We start from the raw sequence: 15,129 nt of genomic DNA on the forward strand, positions 1-15,129 counted from the left end.
GAAGGCAAAATTTCGCTTATGTTTCATGGTCATCCGGGTCTCGCCAGAGCGTGCCAATCTCTGTATGGTGCGCCCCGCGTAGTGGGGATTTCGTCGTGACGTCAAAGTTTCGCCCGGCCGGCTCGGGGTGGGCCATCATTGTCTTGAGCCTGACGGCGCTTGCGCTCGCCGGCTGTGGCCGTAAGGGCCCGCTCGATCTGCCGCCGACCGCTTCCAACGCGTCCACGGCCAACATCGCCGCGCCCAGTGATACCGAGACCGAGGCCCAGAAGACGCCGAGCGTGTTCAATCCGACCTACGGCGCGGATGCCGCGCCGGCGGCGACCAAGGGCAGGAAAAAACCGTTTGTCCTCGACCCGCTCCTGGACGAACCTCCCGGCAAGCAATGAGCCGGGGCAACTGAGCCAACGCCATGAACCATTTCGACTACCGCAACGGCGTGCTGCACGCCGAGGCGGTGAACCTGTCCGAGCTGGCCGCGACCGTCGGCACGCCGTTCTATTGCTATTCGACCGCGACGCTGGAGCGGCACTACCGCGTCTTCACGGATGCCTTTGCCGGCGAGAAGGTGCTGGTCTGCTACGCCATGAAGGCGAACTCCAACCAGTCGGTGCTGCGAACGCTGGCCAAGCTTGGCGCCGGCGCCGACGTGGTCTCCGGCGGTGAATTGAAGCGCGCGCTCGCCGCCGGCATTCCCGCCGGCAAGATCGTGTTCTCCGGCGTCGGCAAGACCGAGACCGAATTGCGCGCGGCGCTCGCCGCCGACATCCTCTGCCTCAACGTCGAATCCGAGCCGGAGCTCGAATTGCTGTCGCGCCTTGCAACCGAGATGGGCAAGACCGCGCGCATCTCGGTCCGCGTCAATCCCGACGTCGATGCCGGCACGCATGCCAAGATCTCGACCGGCAAATCCGAGAACAAGTTCGGCATCCCGATCGTTCATGCCCGCGAGGTCTATGCACGTGCCGCGAAGCTTCCGGGCATCGAGGTCACCGGCACCGACGTGCATATCGGCAGCCAGATCACCGACCTCTCCAAGATGGAGACGGCCTTCCGCATCCTCTCCGAATTCGTGCAGACGCTGCGCGCCGACGGCCACAACATCAGCCACGTCGATTTCGGCGGCGGGCTCGGCATTCCCTACCATATGGACCGCGAGGTCCCGCCGGAGCCGCAGGCCTATGCCGCGATGGTCAAGCGGGTCAGCCACAATCTCGGCTGCACGCTGATGTTCGAGCCGGGCCGCATGATCGTCGGCAATGCCGGCATCCTCGTCGCCAAGGTGATCTATGTGAAGCACGGCGACGGCAAGAACTTCGTCATCATCGACGCCGCCATGAACGACCTGATTCGCCCGACGCTGTACGAGGCGCATCACGACATCCTGCCGGTGATGCAGCCGGCCAAGGGTGCGGCGACCATCACGGCCGACGTCGTCGGCCCGGTCTGCGAGACCGGCGACTATCTCGCGCTCGACCGCACGCTGCCGACGCCCAAGCCCGGCGATCTCATCGCCATCATGACCGCAGGTGCCTATGGCGCCGTGCAGGCCGGCACCTACAACACCCGGCCGCTGGTGCCGGAAGTGCTGGTGAAGGGCGACCAGTACGCCGTGGTGCGTCCGCGCATCGAGGTCGAGCAGCTCATTGCGATGGATACGCCCGCGCCGTGGCTGTGAGGCGGCCTGCCGAAATCCGTAAAACAACCCCATGCACAGTAGCGCGGGGAGCTTCGCAGTTCGTGTGAGCGCTACATCTTCCCGCTGACCACGACTCCCGCCTTCTTCTCGATCGGCTTGATCGCCGCGGTGAAGTCGGACTCGGCGCCTTCCGCTGCGATCACCGTCTCCCACAGGCGTCCGACCGCGTCCGCGACCTCCATCGACAGGCCGAGCTGCTTCATCTCCTGCAGCGCCAGCCGCACGTCCTTCACCATCAATCCCGTGGCGAAGCCGAAGTCGAAGCTGCGCGGCAGCACCGCGCGCGGAAACTTGTCGCGGCTCGCGGTGTTCATGCCGGAGCCGGCATTGATGACGTCGATCATCACGGCGGGATCGAGCCCGGCCTTCACGCCCATCACCACCGCTTCCGACGTCGCCACGATGGCGGTGGCCGAGAGGAAGTTGTTGGCGAGCTTCATGGTCTGCGCCGCGCCCGGTTTCTCGCCGATGAAGAACACCTTTCCGATCACGTCGAGAACAGGCTTGAGCTGTTCGAACTCCGCCTTCGGACCCGACACCATCACCGCCAGCGTGCCCTTCTCGGCGCCACCGACGCCGCCCGAGACCGGGCAGTCGATCTGCACGATGTTGCGTTCTGCGAGCAGGCCGCGAATCTTCGCGGCCATCGCCGAGCCGACGGTGGAGAGGTCGATGAAGCGTTTGGCCCGGCTGCCCCCGATCACGCCGTTCGTGCCCGTGGCCACCTCGAGCGAGGCTTGCAGCGACGGCAGGCTCGCCATCACGGTCTCGACCTTGTCGGCAACGTCCTTCGGCGACGTCGCAGCAGTGGCGCCGCGCGCGACCAGCTTTTCGACGGCCTCCTTGCTGATATCGAACACGACGAGCTTGTGGCCAGCCTCGATCAGCCGCCGCGCCATCGGGAAACCCATGTTTCCGAGGCCGATGAATCCGATGTCCATGGTGTTTCCTTTGTTGGTTATTGTGCGTGATAGGGGAGTTACGCGCCCGCTCACGCCTTCCCATCGATCTCCGCGAACACCTCGCGGGCGATGCGGAAGCTGTCGACGGCGGCCGGCATGCCGCCATAGATCGCGACCTGCATCAGGATCTCGCGGATCTCGTCGCGGGTGACGCCGTTGGTCAGCGCGCCTTTCAGATGCGCGCGGAATTCGTGCTGGCGGTTGAGGATCGCGATCATCGCGATGTTGAGCATGCTGCGCGTCTTGCGCGGCAACTCCTCGCGGCCCCAGACCGTGCCCCAGCAATATTCGTTAAGCATCTCCTGGAACGGACGGTTGAAGTCGTCGACGTTGTTCAGCGCATTGTTGACATAGGCTTCGCCCAGCACCGCCTTGCGGACCTCCAGGCCCTTGTCATGCATCTTCTTGTCCATGGCGTTCCCTTCGCTTTCTTGGATGGCGGCGCGGAAATTACGGGGTTGTGCCGAGCCAGTCACGTCCTCGTGTTATGCGGGAAAAGCCGCCTCTCCCGTACAGGAACGGATGCCTCAGTGCTGCCGTTGTGCTACGCTCCACTCGACCGGGCAACCTGGAGAGTTGATTGAACGGCGTCACCCCCGGCCCGTCAGACCCGATCCGCGATGGCGAGGCTCTATCGCGGTTGAAGCTGACGCAGGCCCTCGAGCGTTCCACTTATGCCATCGCGTGGGAGCGTGCCTGGCCTGCTCTGGCACGTGTTCTGACCGTGATCGGCCTGTTTCTCGTGGTGTCCTGGGCCGGCCTCTGGCTGGCGCTGCCCTTTGTCGCTCGTGCCCTCGGCCTCGTCATTTTTGCAGGGCTTGCCGCCGGTGCCCTGTTCCCGCTGGTTCGTTTTCGCTGGCCGAGCCGCGAAGAGGCGCTCGCCCGGCTCGACCGCGGTTCGGGCATCCGCCACCGCCCGGCGACCACGCTCACGGACACGCTGACGTCTCAGGACCCGGTCGCGCAGGCGCTCTGGCAGGCGCAGCGCGAGCGCACGCTGGCCTCGCTCAAGCGCATCCGTGCCGGGTTGCCGCACCCGCGCCTCGCCATCCACGATCCCTGGGCGCTGCGCGCGCTGGTGATGGTGATGCTGGTCGCGACCTTCTTTGCCGCCGGCGACGAGCGCGCCTTGCGGCTGGGGGCTGCCTTCGACTGGAACGGCGTGCTGGCGCCGACCAATGTCCGCGTCGACGCCTGGGTCACGCCGCCGCTCTACACCGGCAAGCCGCCGGTGATCCTGTCGGCCGCCAACAAGGAGGCCGCCGCGCTTCCCGCGAGCGGTCCGCTGGCCGTTCCCGCCGGTTCGACCCTGATCGTGCGCTCCTCCGGCGGCAGCTTGGATGTCCTGACCTCCGGTGGTCTTAAGGAAGTCGCGCCAACAGAGGCCACCCCCCAGGGGACCAACGAGAAGCATTTTACCATCACCGGTGACGGCACCGCGCATGTCCGCGCGCCCTCCGGCCAGCCGCAATGGGCTTTTGCGGCGACGCCGGACCGGCCGCCGACGATCGCGCTCGCCAAGGATCCGGAGCGTCAGGCGCGCGGCGCGCTGCAGCTGGTCTACAAGATCGAGGACGATTACGGCGTCACCGGCGCCGAGGCGCAGGTCGCCGCGCGCATCGCCGATGCGGGCAAGGACGGCGACGGCAAGAGCGAAAACAAAAGCGATAACAAGACCGCGGCGCGTCCGCTGTTCCAGCCGCCGCACTTCCCGCTGGTGCTGCCGAATGCGCGCACCCGCAACGGTGTCGGCCAGACGGTGAAGGATCTCAGCGAGGATCCCTATGCCGGCGCCGATGTCACGCTGACGCTGACCGCCAAGGACGAAGCCGGCAACGAGGCGAAAAGCGAACCGTTCAACATGCGCCTGCCCGAGCGGCTCTTCACCAAGCCGCTCGCGCGCGCACTGATCGAGCAGCGCCGCATCCTCGCGCTCGACGCCAACAGGAATTCCGACGTCTATACCGCGCTCGACGCCCTGATGATCGCGCCCGAACTGTTCACGCAGGAGGCCGGGCAATATCTCGGCCTCTACAGCGTTGCGCGCCAGCTCGAGGCGGCGCGCACCGATGACGCGTTGCGCGAGGTCGTGGCGAGCCTGTGGGCGCTTGCGGTGACGATCGAGGACGGCAACATCTCCGACGTCGAGAAAGCGTTGCGCGCGGCGCAGGATGCGCTGAAGCAGGCGCTCGAGCGTGGTGCCAGCGACGAGGAGATCAAGAAGCTGACGCAGGATCTGCGTGCTGCGCTGGACAATTTCATGCGCCAGCTCGCCGAGCAGTTCCGCAACAACAAGGATGCGCAAAATCTCGCGCGGCCGCTCGACCCGAACACCAAGATCCTGCGCCAGCAGGACCTGCAGAACATGATCGACCGCATGGAGCGCCTGTCGCGCTCCGGCGACAAGGATGCGGCCAAGCAGCTGCTCGACCAGCTCCAGCAGATGCTGGAGGGGCTGCAGATGGCGCAGCCGGGACAATCCGGCGAGAGCGACATGGAGCAGGCGCTCAACGAGCTCGGCGACATGATCCGCAAGCAGCAGCAATTGCGCGACAAGACCTACAAGCAGGGTCAGGACTCCCGGCGCGATCGCATGCGCGGCAAGCAGCAGCCGGGCGACCAGTCGATGTCGGATCTGCAGCAGGACCAGCAGGCGCTGCGCGACCGCCTGAAGAAGCTCCAGGACGAAATGGCCAAGCGCGGCCTTTCCCAGAAGGGCCAGAAAGGCCAGCCGGGACAGAAGGGCCAGCAGGGCCAGCCAGGCGACCAGGGGCAGTCCGGCCAGGACGGCGATCAGGACGCTGACCAGGGTGATGACGACGGCGGGCTCGATTCGGCCGACAGCGCCATGGGCGATGCCGGCTCGAAGCTCGGCGATGGCAATGCCGACGGTGCCGTGGACTCCCAGGGCAAGGCGCTGGATGCGATGCGCAAGGGTGCGCAGAAGATGGCCGAGGCGATGCAGCAGGGTGACGGCGACGGCCAGGGCGATGGTCCCGGCAATCGCGCAGGGCGCCAGCAGAGCGGCGGCAATCAGACCGACCCGCTCGGACGCCCGCTGCATGGCCGCGAATTCGGCGACGATTATACGGTCAAGATCCCCGGCGAGATCGACGTCCAGCGCGTGCGCCGCATCCTCGAAGAGCTCCGCCGCCGCCTCGGCGACCCCTCGCGCCCGCAGATCGAGCTCGACTATATCGAGCGGCTGCTGAAGGATTTTTGAGGCTCGGCTCTCGCCTCATTCTCCGTCATTGCGAGCGCAGCGAAGCAATCCAGAATCTCTCTGCGAAGGGTTTCCATAACCGTCACCCTGAGGTGCTCGCCTCTTCGGCGAGCCTCGAAGGGCGACGGCCCCGCTGCATCGGGGCCGTGCATCCTTCGAGGCTCCCGTCGCGATGCTTTCGCATCGCGCCTCTCGCACCTCAGGATGACGGATCGAGCCGCAATTGCAGTTGAGCGTCAGCCCTTCTTCGCCGCCAGCGCATCTGCCACCGCCGTGCGGATATCCGCGACCGAGAACGGCTTGGTCACGACGTCATGCACCAACGCGTTCAAATTCGAGGCGCGCTCGCGCTGGTCGGCAAAGCCGGTCATCAAGAGAATGGTCAGGTCGGGAAAGTCGCGCGCGGCGGAGAGTGCCAGCGCGATGCCGTCCATGACCGGCATCTGGATGTCGGTCAGCAGCAGATCGAACGCGCCGTCCTCGCGGGTCAGGATCTCCAGCGCCTCGGCGCCGTCCTGCGCGGTGACGGTCTCGTGGCCGTCCATGGCGATGGCGCGCGCCACCAGCTGGCGCATCGAATCCTCATCATCGGCGATCAAGACTTTTGGCATGGGACCAACCCTCCCCTGCGGATGCTACGGCGGCCGATTATACGCTGCCGCCGGCAATGTCGCGCCGGTTGAAGAAGCGAACGTCGATATTGCGGCCTTCCGGCGGCGGCGAGGCCAGGCGCGAGCGGAAGAAGGCGCGCTCGCCAGGTTGCAGCACGGTTTGCTCGAGCACCGAATTCCAGGCGTAGATTTCGGCGCCTTGCGCGTCACGCACGGCAAAACGCAGCCGCGGAATATCGAGCGGCTTCTTGCCCTGGCCGACGATGACGCCCTCGATCACCAGCACCTGCTTACCGTCAACAGTCTCGGTCGAGAGCTTGACGTCCTTGAAGGCGAGGCCGCGCAGGTTCACCTCCAGACCGACGATCTTGTAGAAAGCCGCCGTCTGCGGCAGCAGGCGGACCACGTCGCCGCGCCAGATCACCAGCGCCAGCACCAGCGCGCCCATGGCAGCGCATGCGGTCGGCAGGCCGAAATAGGATTTTCGTCCGGCGACGGCCGGAACCGGCCGGCTGACTTTTGCCCCGCGGCGGCTGAACAGCCCTCGGAACCAGGATTGGTGCTGCGCGCCGACGACTTCTTCCTCGGCCGCCCGGGCCGCCGCTGACCACTCGTCCTCCGCCTCCGCGCTGTCCTCGCTCGGCCAGTCGCTTGCAATGGAGGGACTGTCGACCACAGGCGTCTCCGCGGCCGCGTCATCCTTGGCATAGCTGTTCCACTGCTCGGCAAGGTCGGATTGGTCGTCGGCCTGGTTGGCTGCGGCCATGGCCGGCACCACCGCCTCCTCGATCGCGTCCTCGGGGCGCGCCATCCAGGTTTCCTTGCAGCGGGAGCAACGGACCGTACGCCCGTTGGCCCCGAGGCTCGCAAGCTTGATGGCGTAGGATGTCGTACAATGCGGGCAGACGATGTGCATGGACGGGCCTCGACGATGGCCTTGTCGCGCGGAACCGGGCGCCAAGGTACTCCTGAGCAGGGTACTCCCGAGAAGGGACTTCTAAGGATGCTGCCGGGAATGCTACAGGGCGACCGTTAACGAACCGGAAACCATAACGGTCGCACAACCCCCTGATCGCATGCGGCGAAACCTCGCTGGCGGTGCGGTTTACGTCCCTCTCGAACGGAGCTGAGCTTGGTTCGGTTCGAAAATGTCGGATTGCGTTACGGCCTCGGGCCGGAGATCCTGCGCGACCTCACTTTCCAGATCCCGGCGCATTCCTTCCAGTTCCTCACCGGTCCGTCCGGCGCCGGCAAGACGTCGCTGTTGCGCCTGTTGTTCCTGTCGCACCGGCCGACGCGCGGCCTCGTCAATCTGTTCGGCCATGACGTCTCCCAGCTCGGCAAGGACGAGATTGCCGACTTGCGAAAGCGCATCGGCATCGTGCTGCAGGACTTCCGCCTGCTCGACCACATGACGACCTATGAGAACGTCGCGCTGCCGTTCCGCGTCATGGGCCGCAGCGAATCCAGCTATCGCAAGGAAGTCATCGACCTCCTGCGCTGGGTCGGCCTCGGCGACCGCATGGATGCGCTGCCGCCGATCCTGTCCGGCGGCGAGAAGCAGCGCGCGGCGATCGCGCGCGCCGTGATCTCGCGGCCGCAATTGTTGCTCGCGGACGAGCCGACCGGCAGTGTCGATCCGACGCTCGGACGGCGCCTGCTGCGCCTCTTCATCGAGCTCAACAAGTCGGGCACAGCCGTGATCATCGCCACCCACGACATCGCGCTGATGGACCAGTACGAAGCGCGCCGCTTCGTGCTGCATCAGGGACGGCTGCACGTCTATGAGTAGGCCAGATGAGCGCGGCGTGTTGGTCGACCTCGGACAGGAGCGTCCGCCGCTGCCGGCCAAGGCGCGCAATCTGTCGCCGATCGTGCCGCGCGCCTCGATCCACGGCCGCGCGCTGGTCGCCGTCGTCGCCATCATGACCTTCCTCGCCTCGATGACGACGGGCGCGGTGCTGCTGGTGAGCGCCTCCGCCGCGGAGTGGCAGTCGGAGGTCGCCAGCGAAATTACCATCCAGGTGCGTCCGCAATCCGGACGCGACATCGAGCGCGACACCGCTGCCGTCATCGAGGCGATGCGCGCGCAAGCCGGGATCGTCGAGGTCAAGCCCTTCACCAAGGAGGAGAGCGGCAAGCTGCTCGAGCCCTGGCTCGGCACCGGGCTGTCGATGGACGATCTGCCGGTGCCGCGCATGATCATCGCGCGCGTGCAGCCGGGCACGGTGCTCGATCTCGCTGCCTTGCGCGCACGCGTGACGCAGGTGGCGCCGAGCGCCAGCGTCGACGATCATCGCGCCTGGATCGAACGGATGCGCTCGATGACGAACGCCACGGTCTTCGCCGGCATCGGCATTCTCGCGCTCGTCATCGTCGCGACGATCATCTCGGTCTCGTTCGCGACCCGCGGTGCGATGGCGGCGAACCGTCCGATCGTCGAGGTGCTGCATTTCGTCGGCGCCGGCGACCGCTACATCGCCAATCACTTCCTGCGGCATTTCCTCAGGCTCGGCCTCGAAGGCGGCGTCATCGGCGGCGGCGTCGCGATGCTGCTGTTCGGCTTCTCCGAGTCGATCGCCGGCTGGTTTTCCGGCACGCCCGTCGGCGATCAATTTGCCGCGCTGCTCGGCACCTTCTCGCTGCGGCCCTCCGGCTATGTGGTGCTCGCGGTGCAGGCGGTGCTGATCGGCGCCATCACCGCCGTCGCCTCGCGCCAGACCCTGTTCGCGACGCTGAATGACGTGGATTGAGCCCGAGAAACCGGACTCCACTTCGCCTCAAAACGTCTTAAAATCATCCGGGGAAGGGATCACCGCCATCACATGACCTCGCCGACCGTCGATCGATCGCCGAAACTGCCGCGCGGCTGGCTCCGCGCGACCGTCGTGTCGACGATCGCGTTCGCCTTTGTCGGCGCGGCGGCAGGTTTCGTCGCGTTCCTGTCGCAATTGCGCGGCGCCGAGATCGCCCCCAGCCGCAAGGCCGATGGCATTGTGGTCCTGACCGGCGGCTCCTCGCGGGTGTCGGACGCGATGGAGCTGCTGGCGGCCGGCTACGGCAGGCGGCTGCTGATCTCGGGCGTGCACCCGACCTCGACCGCGAGCGACATCTCCCGGACGCTGCCGGAGAACCAGTCCTTCATGGCCTGCTGCGTCGATCTCGACCGCACCGCGCTCACGACCCGCGGCAACGCGGCGGAGGCGCGGCGCTGGGCCGAGGGGCGCGGCTTCAAATCGCTGATCGTGGTCACCTCGAACTATCACATGCCGCGCGCGCTGGTCGAATTCTCGCACGCGATGCCCCAGACCGAGTTGATCCCGTTCGCCGTGGTCGGCGACAAATGGCGCGAGGAGCCGTGGTGGACCTCGGCCTCGACGCTGCGGCTGCTCCTGTCCGAATATGTCAAGTACATCGCCGCCGAGCTCAGGGTACGGCTGGAAGATTTCGGCATTGACCTTTCTCCCGAGATGTCGGAGCAGCCTCTCGGCCTGCAATCCAAGCGGCCTGCCACCGCACAGGCCAATTGACCGGGCCAAGTCCAACGGATCCGCGATGTTTCTGATTTTCCTGCGTTCGCTCGTCTTCAACGTGCTGTTCTACACCGTGCTGGTGTGCCTCGCGATCGTGGCGCTTCCGACCTTCGCGCTGCCGCCGCGCGCGATGTTGACGGTTGCCCAATGGTGGGCGAAGGCGACGCTGTTTCTGATGCGCGTGGTCTGCAACATCAGGGTCGAATTCCGTGGGCAGGAGAAGATTCCGGCAGGACCGCTGGTGATCGTGGCAAAGCACCAGTCGTTCTTTGAGACCTTCGTGCTGCCGGGCTTCTTCGTCAGGCCGATCTTCATCCTCAAGCGCCAGCTCATGCAGATTCCGGTGTTCGGCCAATTCCTGGTCAAGACCGGGATGATCGCGATCGACCGCAATGCGGGCGTGAAGGCGCTGCTCGACATGACCCGTCGCGCGCGCGAGGCGGTGCGCACCGGCGGCCAGCTCGTCATCTTTCCCGAAGGCACGCGCCGAGCACCGGGTGCGCCGCCGGACTACAAGACCGGCTTTGCGCAGATCTATTCGTCCTGCGGCGTGCAGTGCCTACCCGTCGCGCTGAATTCCGGCCTGTTCTGGCCGCGGCGCACCTTCATGCGCTATCCCGGCACGTTGGTGGTGGAGTTCCTCGATCCGCTGCCGCCGGGCCTGCCCAAGGACGAGTTTCTCACCCGCGTGCAGGCGGCGATCGAAGACGCCACAGGCCGCCTCGTCGAAGCGGGGCGCGAGCAGCAGGAACAGTTGATCGGTTCGGCGCCGAGCTACGCGGCCTCTGGCTAGCGGCCGTCACTGTTGTCGTCAGGCGCCTGTGCGTGCGGCAAATGCGCATCGCCATGCAGCATCATTGCGAGCTGATGCAATTGCGTGTCGCGAAAGCCTTCGGCCTCGATCGCCTTCACGGTCGCCGTGACATAGTCGCGGTTGGCGCCCGATTGACCATGGCCTTGAAGCACATGGCGATGCTGCTCGGCGAGCGACAGCCGGCCGGCATATTGCACATGGCCGCGGTCGACGACATAGGCGAGCGCCGAGACGCGCTCGCGCGCTTCATTCTCCAGCCACACCGACCGCATCACCTCGCGATAGACCGACGTCACCTGCTCCCGCGCGCGCAAATACGCGACCACGTCGGCGCGGTTCTTTTCAGCAACGCGGAATGCGATGCCGCGGCAGGCGCCGCCGCGGTCGAGCCCCAGCACCAGGCCCGGCTGCTCCGGCGTGCCGCGATGCACGAAGGAATAGACGCAGAGCGCGCGATGTTCGCCGACCAGCCGCGCCGGGACGCGCTCCTCGAATTCGAAGCCCGGCCGCCACATCAGCGAGCCATAGCCGAACACCCAGAGGTCGCCCTTGGCTGTGGTGACGGAGGGGAGGGTGATTTCCGACATTTCGCGCACGGCTACCAGAACGAGGGCGCCAAGCAAGCAAATTCTCGGCCTTTTTTCGGGGGCCGGCCTCGCTTACATTTGACAAAATCTCCGGCCAAAGGGTCGCCGCATGTCCGATATGACCGTTGCCGCAGGCCGGCGCTCCCGTTGGGGGCTTTTCATTGCCCCCGTCCTCCTCTTGATCCTTGCGGCCGCCTGGAGCGGCTTCTGGTTCTATGCGGCCTCGCAGGCCGAAGTCGCGGCCGATGCCTGGCGTGCGCAGGAGGCCAAGGCCGGCCGCATCTATGACTGCGCCAAGCGTTCGATCGCGGGTTTCCCGTTCCGCTTCGAGGTGCAGTGCTCCGGCGCCAGCGTTGCTCTGGTGTCGCAGAATGCGAGCAAGACGCCGTTCACGGCCAAGCTCGACAACATTCTGGTCGTGGCCCAGGTCTATGATCCAAAACTCGTCATCGCCGAATTCTCCGCGCCGGCGACGCTGACCGACGGCGTGACCCAAACCTCCTTCGTGGTGAACTGGAGCAAGGGCCGTAGCAGCGTGGTCGGCCTGCCGGCGGTGCCGGAGCGCGCTTCGATCGTGTTCGACGATCCCAGCCTCAACAGGCTGGACGGCAGCGTGCAGGTGCCGCTCGCGCGCGCCAAGCAGGTTGAATTGCACGGGCGCCTCGCCGATGGATCGACATCCACTCATCCTGTCATCGAGACCGTGCTCCACGTCGCGCAAGGCAGTATCCAGGGGGTTCATCCCTTGCTCGCCGAGCCGTTCGAGGCGGACACACGTGCGAAGATCACGGGGCTCTCCGACCTCACCCCAAAGCCCTGGCCGCAGCGTTTTCGCGAGATCCAGGCCGCCGGCGGTCATATCGAGATCGTGCAATCGCGCATCCAGCAGGGCGAGATGATCGCGGTGGCGGCCGGCACGCTGGGCCTCTCGGCCAATGGCCGACTGGACGGCGAACTGCAGATGACCGTGACCGGCCTCGAGCGCGTCATTCCGGCGCTCGGCATCGAGAAGATGCTGGAAGACGGCGTGCCGCAGGCCACCCTCGATCGGGTCGCGCCCGGCGTGAAGTCCCAGGACCTCAACAATCTGTTCGGTGCGCTCGACCGCGCCGTCCCCGGCCTCGGCAAGGTCATCAAGCAGAACGCCAATGCGGGCGTTGCCGCCGGCATCAACTCGATCGGCACCGAGAGCACGCTCGAGGGCAGGAAGGCGAGAAGCTTCCCGCTGAAATTCGTCGACGGCGCCGTGCTGCTCGGCCCGGTCAAGGTCGGCCAGATTCCGCCGCTGTATTAGCCATCGCTGCATCTGTAGCCCGGATGGAGCGTAGCGAAATCCGGGGCTATTCATCACGGCTGATACTGCCCCGGATTTCGCTACGCTCCATCCAGGCTACGAGCTCTCGTCACGATCTCTTCGCTGGATCGTGATTGCGCATCGGGAATGCGGAGCCGCGATCGCCGCTCTCTCTCCATGTCGGCCGCACGATGAAGCCGGCCCCTCAGGCAGGAGAGAAACCCATGACCACGTCCAAGCTGTTCGTCGCCGCCATCGCCATCTCCACCGCATTGGCGACGCCCGCGTTCGCGCAGTGGCAGTCGCAGGAGCCGGCGGCCTTCGAAGCCCAGTATCCGAACGGCGACCGTAACCTGTCGAGCTCCGCCACGCGCGGTTCGATGGCTTACGTGAATTCCGCGAAATCACCGCGCCCCACGGTGATCCGCGCGACCAAGGGCAAATAGCCGCCATCCCCCTTGAGACGCAGCGTCGCGGAGTTGGGTCCGGCCATGACCCGGTCGGGCCCAACGCGCGCTGTATCGCATCTGCGGTCATCGCGCACGTGCGGATCGCTCGCGCGATGAGAATATTCCGAACACGATCGTCAGAAAAACGTGATGCAGAAGATGCACGGGCCGGCGAATAAACAGAGCCGCATTCAAATCACTCCACACCAGGGAAGCACTCACGCGCCGGGGGCGCAACCATCAGGACCTGCTTCCCAAGTGGAGGGAGGCTTACGTGCGGATTATCACTCGCGGACTCATGCTGGGACTACTCGCTGCCTGTTCGGGGCAGGCGCGTGCCGACGACAATGTCGCAACCGAGATCCAGGCGCTCAAGACCAAGCTGAAGGAGCTGCAGCAGAAGGTGGATCAGGAGGCGCGCAAGACGCGCCAGGTTGAAGCGGCGCAGTCGAAGGTCGTCGCCATGCCGGCGACGTACAAGGCGCTGCCCGTCGATCCCTGCGCAGCCGGAAAGATCTGCTACAAGGGGGTGACGCTGACATTCGGCGGCTGGGTCGACCTCACCGGCATCTACCGTTCGCGTAACATCGCCTCCGACACCGGCTCGGTCTTCAATTTCATTCCCTATCCGCAGGCCCACAATTACTTCGTTCCGGAGACGCGGTTCTCCGCGCGGCAGAGCAGGTTCTCGGTGCTGGCCGAAGGCAATGCCGATGCCGACACGCATCTCGCCGGCTACGGCGAAATCGATTTCGAAGGCGCGGCGCAGACGGCAAGCTCGGTTGCCACCAACTCCTTCAATCCGCGGATGCGGCAACTCAGCCTCGAACTCGACCGAACCGATCTTGGTCTGCACTTCCTCGCCGGCCAATCCTGGTCGCTGAACGCACCGGTCAGGGCCGGCATCGATCCCCGCGGCGTCGACGCGCCCGGCGTGATCGACTTCGAATCCGTTCCGGGATTTTTGGCGGCACGGCAGCCGGGCCTTCGCGTCTGGAAGGAGATCGGACCGGAATTCCAGCTCGCCGCCTCCGTCGAAAATCCGCAGACCGCGTTCTTCGGCGGCAACACGCCGACGGTCGGCACGCCCGCAGTCGGCCCGCAAGGCGTGCTCAATCCGAACCTGCAGGTCAATCTGACCGGGCCGGGCGGCAGCTTCTTCAACAGCCTCAACAATGTCAGCTTGAACCAGGTGCCTGACGTCACCGTCAAGGCGGCGTGGGACCCGCGGCTCGGGCCCTATAAGCTCCACGTCGAGGCGTGGGGACTGTATCGCCAGCTGTTGGACCGCTTCAATGGCGCCAACCACAGCTACGACACCGGCAGCTTCGGCGGCCATGTCTTTGCCGAGCTGGTTCCGAAGACCCTCGACCTTCAGCTCTACGGCGCGCACGGCGTGCTCGGCCGCTTCACGGCGACGCCGTTCCCCGATGCGGCACTGGCGCAGGACGGCACTGTGCTGCCGTTGACCATCACGTCAGCCGCAGTCGGCCTGATCTGGCATGCGACGCCGGGCCTCGACGTCTACAGCTACGCGGGTCTGGAGAAGGCCAAGGCGAATTTTGCCAATGTCGGAACGGTTCCGTTCGGCTACGGCAATCCGCTCTACAACAACACCGGCTGCTTCACCGAGAACACGCCGGCGGCGACGTGTAACGGCAACACCAAGGAAGTCCGGCAGATCACCGCCGGAATCTACGACACCATCTACCAGGGCAATTACGGCACGCTCAAAGCCGGCGTGCAGTATTCCTACACGCAACGCTTCGCCTTCGCCGGTGTCGGCGGTGCGCCCAAGACGGACGACAACATCGTCATGACTCAGATCCGGTACTATCCGTTCTAGCTAGTCGCGAAGCGGCGTATTGCCGTAGCCCGGATGGAGCGAAGCGTAATCCGGGTTTCTTCGCTACGGCGCCGTCCCGGATTGCGCTGCGCTCCATCCGGGCTACTTCAG

The 15,129-nt window shown here is 65.7% G+C and carries 15 protein-coding genes; 10 read left to right on the forward strand and 5 right to left on the reverse strand.

The window, feature by feature from the left end:
* Window positions 1-95: 95 nt before the first annotated feature.
* Window positions 96-389, forward strand: coding sequence for an LPS translocon maturation chaperone LptM (gene lptM, locus G8O24_RS13485; protein WP_188099946.1), 294 nt, complete (start codon window positions 96-98; stop codon window positions 387-389).
* Between the two features lie 23 nt (window positions 390-412).
* Entirely contained in the window at window positions 413-1,678 is a 1,266-nt protein-coding gene (lysA, locus tag G8O24_RS13490) for a diaminopimelate decarboxylase (RefSeq protein WP_188099948.1), read from the forward strand.
* Between the two features lie 71 nt (window positions 1,679-1,749).
* On the opposite strand, the gene G8O24_RS13495 is transcribed toward lysA, so the two are convergent.
* Both G8O24_RS13495 and G8O24_RS13500 read right to left on the reverse strand, forming a co-directional pair.
* Window positions 1,750-2,640: an NAD(P)-dependent oxidoreductase gene (locus G8O24_RS13495; RefSeq protein ID WP_188099950.1), complete on the reverse strand. Its 891-nt coding sequence runs from the start codon at window positions 2,638-2,640 to the stop codon at window positions 1,750-1,752.
* A gap of 50 nt (window positions 2,641-2,690) precedes the next feature.
* Complete coding sequence (locus G8O24_RS13500) at window positions 2,691-3,074, reverse strand: carboxymuconolactone decarboxylase family protein (RefSeq protein ID WP_188099952.1); 384 nt, start codon at window positions 3,072-3,074, stop codon at window positions 2,691-2,693.
* Between the two features lie 167 nt (window positions 3,075-3,241).
* Here G8O24_RS13500 and G8O24_RS13505 point away from each other — a divergent pair, with 167 nt between their 5' ends.
* Window positions 3,242-5,884, forward strand: a complete 2,643-nt coding sequence (locus tag G8O24_RS13505) for a TIGR02302 family protein (protein WP_188099954.1) — start codon at window positions 3,242-3,244, stop codon at window positions 5,882-5,884.
* Between the two features lie 236 nt (window positions 5,885-6,120).
* Here G8O24_RS13505 and G8O24_RS13510 read toward each other — a convergent pair whose 3' ends face one another.
* Both G8O24_RS13510 and G8O24_RS13515 read right to left on the reverse strand, forming a co-directional pair.
* Window positions 6,121-6,495 carry a response regulator gene (locus G8O24_RS13510; RefSeq protein WP_128954176.1) on the reverse strand — a complete coding sequence of 125 codons (375 nt, stop codon included), beginning with the start codon at window positions 6,493-6,495 and terminating at the stop codon, window positions 6,121-6,123.
* Window positions 6,496-6,532: 37 nt separating this feature from the next.
* Entirely contained in the window at window positions 6,533-7,411 is an 879-nt protein-coding gene (locus G8O24_RS13515) for an MJ0042-type zinc finger domain-containing protein (RefSeq protein WP_188099956.1), read from the reverse strand.
* Between the two features lie 216 nt (window positions 7,412-7,627).
* Between G8O24_RS13515 and ftsE the strand changes: the two genes are divergently transcribed.
* The 4 genes from ftsE to G8O24_RS13535 all read left to right on the forward strand — a co-directional run bounded on the left by ftsE (window position 7,628) and on the right by G8O24_RS13535 (window position 10,821).
* Window positions 7,628-8,287 carry a cell division ATP-binding protein FtsE gene (gene ftsE / locus G8O24_RS13520; protein WP_188099958.1) on the forward strand — a complete coding sequence of 220 codons (660 nt, stop codon included), beginning with the start codon at window positions 7,628-7,630 and terminating at the stop codon, window positions 8,285-8,287.
* The gene (locus G8O24_RS13525; protein WP_188099960.1) at window positions 8,280-9,248 is read left to right on the forward strand and encodes a cell division protein FtsX; all 969 of its coding nucleotides are present in this window, start codon (window positions 8,280-8,282) and stop codon (window positions 9,246-9,248) included. Before ftsE ends, G8O24_RS13525 begins: the two co-directional genes overlap by 8 nt.
* A gap of 72 nt (window positions 9,249-9,320) precedes the next feature.
* Window positions 9,321-10,025 carry a YdcF family protein gene (locus G8O24_RS13530; RefSeq protein WP_188099963.1) on the forward strand — a complete coding sequence of 235 codons (705 nt, stop codon included), beginning with the start codon at window positions 9,321-9,323 and terminating at the stop codon, window positions 10,023-10,025.
* Between the two features lie 25 nt (window positions 10,026-10,050).
* On the forward strand, window positions 10,051-10,821 hold the full coding sequence (locus G8O24_RS13535) for a lysophospholipid acyltransferase family protein (protein WP_188099965.1): 771 nt from the start codon (window positions 10,051-10,053) through the stop codon (window positions 10,819-10,821).
* Here G8O24_RS13535 and G8O24_RS13540 read toward each other — a convergent pair.
* Window positions 10,818-11,429 carry a gamma-glutamylcyclotransferase gene (locus G8O24_RS13540; RefSeq protein WP_188100118.1) on the reverse strand — a complete coding sequence of 204 codons (612 nt, stop codon included), beginning with the start codon at window positions 11,427-11,429 and terminating at the stop codon, window positions 10,818-10,820. The genes G8O24_RS13535 and G8O24_RS13540 overlap by 4 nt on opposite strands.
* 109 nt (window positions 11,430-11,538) lie before the next feature.
* Here G8O24_RS13540 and G8O24_RS13545 point away from each other — a divergent pair, with 109 nt between their 5' ends.
* The 3 genes from G8O24_RS13545 to G8O24_RS13555 all read left to right on the forward strand — a co-directional run bounded on the left by G8O24_RS13545 (window position 11,539) and on the right by G8O24_RS13555 (window position 15,018).
* On the forward strand, window positions 11,539-12,723 hold the full coding sequence (locus tag G8O24_RS13545; RefSeq protein ID WP_188099967.1) for a DUF2125 domain-containing protein: 1,185 nt from the start codon (window positions 11,539-11,541) through the stop codon (window positions 12,721-12,723).
* Between the two features lie 224 nt (window positions 12,724-12,947).
* On the forward strand, window positions 12,948-13,169 hold the full coding sequence (locus tag G8O24_RS13550) for a hypothetical protein (protein ID WP_188099969.1): 222 nt from the start codon (window positions 12,948-12,950) through the stop codon (window positions 13,167-13,169).
* 277 nt (window positions 13,170-13,446) lie between these two features.
* Window positions 13,447-15,018 (forward strand): hypothetical protein, encoded by a 1,572-nt coding sequence (locus tag G8O24_RS13555; RefSeq protein ID WP_188099971.1) that lies wholly within the window; start codon window positions 13,447-13,449, stop codon window positions 15,016-15,018.
* Window positions 15,019-15,129 lie beyond the last annotated feature (111 nt).

It is taken from the genome of Bradyrhizobium campsiandrae (assembly GCF_014529705.1).
GTDB lineage: Bacteria > Pseudomonadota > Alphaproteobacteria > Rhizobiales > Xanthobacteraceae > Bradyrhizobium > Bradyrhizobium campsiandrae.